The sequence below is a fragment of the Moorena sp. SIO4E2 genome (genome assembly GCF_010671945.1).
Taxonomy (GTDB): Bacteria; Cyanobacteriota; Cyanobacteriia; order Cyanobacteriales; family Coleofasciculaceae; genus Moorena; species Moorena producens.
In genome coordinates this window covers 1-5,829 of sequence record NZ_JAAHIE010000467.1, presented here as the reverse complement: position 1 = coordinate 5,829, position 5,829 = coordinate 1, and the positions used below count along the sequence as shown (strand labels likewise).

The window sequence follows — 5,829 nt, the reverse complement described above, 5'->3', positions numbered from 1 at the left end:
TCTATTTTTAAGGCTTTTTGAAGTATTGTTTTTTGCTCTTGTGTCAGATAATTTTTTGCTGGCATATTTCCTATTATTGGGTTATTTATTAATTTTTATTATACCAATTTAAATGCCGAACAGCTTAGCTAATAGCTGATAACTCACCCTAAAACTCTTCTCCCTCGGTGCGCTTACAGTCGTCGAATTAAATTCGCCACGGGTCGCACCGCTCCCGACTCCCTCGGTGCGCTTACAGTCGTCGAATTAAATTCGCCACGGGTCGCACCGCTCCCGACTCCCTGCTCCCTAAAATAATAGACACACAATCTCCCCCTTAATCACTTTCCTGCTGTTGACATCACAACTAATGAAAAGTGGTGTGGGGAGAGACTGAGATCAACAGGACCATCGAAGCCCACTCCTAAAACTTAAGGATCTAGATAGTAATAACTAGCTAGTATTTAATTTTAGTTCGTAGGGTGGGTTAGGCTGGGCAAGGATTTTGAGAGATTACCAATCAGTTTTTATCCGCGCCGTAACCCACCTTCTTTAAATTTCGCGCCTGACTACGGACGCTTTTTAATTAGCGCGGGTTGCCAATTTTATTTTTTAGATGATTTCCTAAACAAACCAGTCAAACAAACTAGTAAACTAAACTATTAGTAGTTAGGCACCAATTAGTTATTCTTATTAACTGAGATCTGTCAGGATAATTGAGCAAATTGGTGAGATAATTTGTGGGATAATTTTGTTTAATCCTAAACATACTTTTATTAAACCATATAATCCCCATCCTACCCTTTATCTAGATATTAATAACTAGATAATAATATAGTTGTTAATTGGCTTTTATGAAATTAGTTAATGTAAGCATTCAGCTATCAGCTATCAGCTATCAGCTATCAGTTATCAGCTTATGGGCTATGGACAGGCTACTTGAGGTGCTTATGGGCATAGGGTAAGCAAAGGGAACAGCTTTTGAATAAGCGATGCAGAGGTGCGACCCGTGGCGAATTTAATTCGCCTACGGAAAACGCACCATTACGGTCTTGGGGGTTTCCCCCATGAGCGACTGCATCAAGACAACAGGTAAGCATTAGTTTAATCTGAGTTATGGAAAGCTGTTCGCGCAGCGTGAGCTTTTAGCTCACGGCTGACCGCTGACGGCTGAATGCTTACTAGTTAATTAATAACTTATATAGCACTACGCATTCAGATGTTTAACATTCCTAAACTCCGAAACTTAGTCATAGCTTACTTCTGACTTCTGACTTCTTACTTCTGACTTGCGCCTAGCGCTATAGCGAGCACCGATTGAAATAGATTATTTACTAAAGCCAGTCAAAAAAAATAGTCAAACAAACGCTTATGAGTTAGGCGTTAGGCACCAATTATTTATTCTTAGTAACTGAGATATTTCAGGACAATTGAGTAAATTGGTGGAATAATTTGTGGGTAAGCATTCAGCAGTCAGCAGTCAGCAGTCAGCAGTCAGCCATTCGCTACGCGAACAGTAGTGTGGCCATAAGCCATAAGCCTTTAGCTGATAGCTGATAGCTGATCGCTGATCGCTGATCGCTGATAGCTGATAGCTGATAGCTGATCGCTGATAGCTGACATTTGTGGGATAATTTTGTTTAATCCTTAATTTAATTTTATGGGACAATGTTTCCAGGAATTAATACTATCAAAAAACGGCGCATAAGTCAAGGTCATAAGGCAAAAGGCAATAGGCAATAGGCAATAGGCAAGCTAGTGCTGTAGGGAGCGGTTAGCGATAGCGTAACCCCACAAAAGCCTCACGCTTTGTTGGGTTTCGTTGCCTCAACCCAACCTACGCCATGATCTAAAGTCAGTCAACCAGGGGAAATTGCTTATCCTTTTGCCTCTTGCCTTTTGCCTCTTGCCTTTTGCCTCTTGCCTACTCCCTCGGTGCGCTTACAGTCGTCGAATTAAATTCGCCACGGGTCGCACCGCTCCCGACTCCCGACTCCCGACTCCCGACTCCCGACTCCCGACTCAAGGCTTCACAAAGAACCTGATCATACTGTTTAGCAATCACTTCAGGAGTAAAATTCTCTAGTAAATACTCACGACCAGCCTGACCTAGGGAGTTTACTAACTCCTGATTAGCGGCCAGAGAGCGGATATAGTCAGCCAGACCTTGGCTGTCTCCATTCACGAAGCTGGCACCGCACTTAGCCTTGGCAATCAGCTCAGTTAAGTACGCTTGAGGAGAGCAAATTACCGCCACGGGAACCCCAGCAGCTAACGCAGAGTAGAGTTTGCTAGGAGCCACTAAGGTTTCCATACCAGGAATCACACTTACTAAGGAGAGATCGCAAGCGGTTAATGAGTAAGGCAGCATGTCTTTGTCTTGGTAGGGCAAAAACAGAAAGTTAGTTAAACCTAAGCGCTTCACGTCCTCGATTAAGGCTTCTCGCTTCGCACCACTACCAATACAGACAAACTGAATCGGTTCGTCTTTCAGTAATTTAGCAGTCTCAAGAATCGTGTCGATATCATGGCAGCGCCCCATATTACCAGAGTAAAGCACCGTGAATTTATTAACTAAGTTGTGCTTCTGGGCAAACCAGTTATCTGGCTTGGGGAGTGGCACAATCACATCTGGGTTAGCCCAACTGTGAATCACTGCCACCTTGTTAGCCAATTTAGGACAGGTATCTATGACTCGTTGCTTCATGGCTGAACTAAGGACAATAATTGCCTCGGCTTTACGCCAAACCCGACGATTGAGACCTCTCCAAAATCGAGCCAAGGGATGATCGTGACCAATGACTCCTAACTCCACAGCAATGTCTGGATAAAAATCGTAAATTAGGCAAACATAGCGCATACCAAAAATCCTACGAGCCAGGTAGGCAACCACAGGGAAAAACGGTGGCGCAGTCGTTAATAACACCAAATTACGACGACGACAGTTTTTAACTAAGTGCAAGAAAGCTCGCACAGCGAAAATTAAGCCATTAACAGCTTTGCCACGAATCCGCTGAGGCCACAGTTGAGCTGAACGCGATCGCTTAATTTGTACTTTTCCCAACTTTTCATACCTTGGTGCAGTGGGAGTCCCAAAGGCATAGCCTGGTTGCCCAGTAAACACCTTAATGTCCATGCCTTGTTTGCCCAATTGCATCACTAATTCTTCGATTAGCTGCCCAGTAGCAGCATAGTCAGGAGGAAAAAATTGAGTTAGTACAGACAGCTGAACAGACTGCTCACTAAGTGTTGTTGTTGGTAAGCAGTCTTTCATATGTTTCGATGTTTTTGGTTGTTTAATTAGAACCATAAGTCCAGCTATAGTCTTTTCAGTTGGTTGAAGTATTTTTGTTTTACGGAGCAGGGACTGAGGCCGTAGGCCACGCGGGGCGCGTTCGGAGCAGGAAGCAGGGAATCGGGAGTCGGGAATCGGGAATCGGGAGTCGGGAATCGGGAATCGGGAGTCGGGAATCGGGAATCGGGAATCGGGAAGAGGAGGCACGCGGAGATAGCGCGCGGAGTATGGGGAGATGGCCAGATGGCCATCTCCCCAGCCATGCTTAAAATTCAGATGTAATAAGATCTGTAGCGTTTCTCGTACTAATCAGGTACAAAGAATTTTTTCTCTGCTCCGAAGTCCCTGCTCCGAAGTCCCTGCTCCGAAGTCCCTACTCCCTACTCCCTGCTCCCCACTCCCTGCTCCATGGAAGAGCCATGAACAGACTGCCATGCTCTCCAAATCACCAATCCCAGTAAAATCGTTGTACTACCGACAATTACCGGACTGCGAGGAAACTGAACAGAGACTAGGGCTAAACTGCCAGCCCATAACGTGAGGGCGTAAATCAGTAACACCGTTAGTCGATGAGACAAACCTGCCTTTAACAAACGATGATGGAGATGGCGTTGATCAGCCTGGAAAGGTGAACTGCCGTGACATAATCTCAGGGTAATCACAGCAGACATGTCTAAAAGGGGTACTGCCAAGACCAGAAAGGGTAAGAGGACTGTTGTAGCTACGGCACCATTAACCAATCCAATCACACTCAGGCTAGCGATAGTGAAACCGATGAAGTAGGAGCCACCATCTCCCATAAAAATTTGGGCTGGATTGAAGTTGTAGTACAAAAATCCTAATAAACTCCCGACTAATGCCGCACTAATTAGTGCTGCCTCGGTTTGACCGATGAACAAACTGAGGACGAAAATAATCACGCCAGCAATACCAGCGACTCCTGAAGCCAAGCCATCCAGTCCATCAATCCAATTAATCCCGTTGACAACCCCTGTCAGCCAGAGGACGGTAATAGGTAAGCTGAGCCATTCTAAGTGTGCTATTCCCACTCCTGGAAGACTTACAAAGCTAATCCGCACCCCCATTTTCCAAACTAAACTGGCAACTGCTGCTTGCAGTAACAAGCGCGTTAACGGCGATAAATTCACCAAGTCGTCTGTGACGCCAATCAAGAAAAAGCAGAAACTGCCGAGAAAAACTGCCCAAACCTCTAAGGTGACTTCAGGGGGAAAATCAGCCAACCCTCCTAGACTCCATACTAAAAACAGAGCGATTAAGGTGCTAGCACAAATAGAAATTCCCCCTAAACGCACCATCGGTTGTCGATGCACTTTACGCTCGGCTGGTAAATCCGTGTACTGATAGTTGATGGCAGCCGCTTTAACTAAAGGAATAGTCTTGAAAACAATTAAAGCCGCGATAATGAAAGCAAGTACATAATATCCAGGGGAAACCATGGTGTAATAGCATAAGAATTACTACATCTGAGAACCAGGATTACCTCTAGACCCTCGTATTATAGAAGCCTCTAATTATTCTGCAAGCTGATTTGCTTGCTCTAATAAACTTGGTAAATTTGCACAATTAGAAGCCATACAAGCATCTAGATTTTCCATAAGCTGTTGAATAGTCTGGATCTGCTAAGACCCAAAACAAAACCAAGTCCGTCACCTGCACCAGCAATATTTCTTACGGCGGTCGTAATTACCAGAGTGTAGTTCACTCCCAGGCAAAAGATTCAGTAATTAAGGTAAGATGCACTCAAAACCTGTTAATTACTCGGAGCCGATTATTTAGTGACTGTAGGAATAGATTTTATTCTCTGAGCTGATGAATAATCGGCTAGATTTTATTATCCGATACTTTCTACTCAAATTAACAATAACCTCAGGTTTTTTTTCAAAAAATCTATATTTTTTTTAAAATGCCATGACTTATATTTTTAATTAAAAATTGTTAGCGCAACCAAATCAAAAAATGATTAATTAAGATAAGATTAAATCAAAACCTGTTAATTACTCGGAGCCGATTATTTAGTGACTCTAGGAATAGAGTTTATCCTCTTAGCTGATGAATAATCTGCTCCCTTGGGTTATCCTATCACTTATACTAACCTTAAGGATAACATCATGATTAATTTAAAGTATTCTCTGAATAAAAATGTTATTAATCAGGTTAAGATAGGGATAAGAGAAGGAAAAGCTGCTTGATAAGCACTCGATATCCATTCGTGACCAGTTAAAACCGACTTAATTTGCTCAATCCGTAATTATCCTTAAAAATTAGGTAAATATGAAGTATTAAATTCACTATTACCTTCACTTTCATCCCGAATTTTGAGCCTAAAATTAATGATAAGTTTAAATTTTACCGATCGCCTCCCTAAAAATTATACCAATTCTTCAAAGGTGGACTACAGATGCAGATGGGAAGATGGGGAGATGGGGAGATGAAATTGATGTGTAGCGGTGTGAGCGCGAAGAATTGGTATTATATTTCTTGGCCAAGATTTAGAGACTATTTTAGAAATATAGCGTTTCTCATAGTAATCAGGT

Annotated in this window: 5 protein-coding genes; all 5 read right to left on the bottom strand. The window is 42.9% G+C overall.

Annotation, left to right across the window (positions count from 1 at the left end; translation table 11 throughout):
* Positions 1-914: 914 nt before the first annotated feature.
* A complete protein-coding gene (locus tag F6K37_RS30650) occupies positions 915-1,079 on the bottom strand; it encodes a hypothetical protein (RefSeq protein ID WP_154659900.1) in 165 nt (54 codons plus the stop codon).
* 380 nt (positions 1,080-1,459) lie between these two features.
* Entirely contained in the window at positions 1,460-1,648 is a 189-nt protein-coding gene (locus F6K37_RS30645) for a hypothetical protein (protein WP_287254286.1), read from the bottom strand.
* A gap of 255 nt (positions 1,649-1,903) precedes the next feature.
* Positions 1,904-3,253 (bottom strand): glycosyltransferase family 4 protein, encoded by a 1,350-nt coding sequence (locus tag F6K37_RS30640; RefSeq protein ID WP_502709570.1) that lies wholly within the window; start codon positions 3,251-3,253, stop codon positions 1,904-1,906.
* 44 nt (positions 3,254-3,297) lie between these two features.
* Positions 3,298-3,525, bottom strand: a complete 228-nt coding sequence (locus F6K37_RS30635) for a hypothetical protein (protein ID WP_287254284.1) — start codon at positions 3,523-3,525, stop codon at positions 3,298-3,300.
* Positions 3,526-3,654: 129 nt separating this feature from the next.
* Entirely contained in the window at positions 3,655-4,731 is a 1,077-nt protein-coding gene (locus F6K37_RS30630; RefSeq protein WP_287254282.1) for a glycosyltransferase family 4 protein, read from the bottom strand.
* Positions 4,732-5,829 lie beyond the last annotated feature (1,098 nt).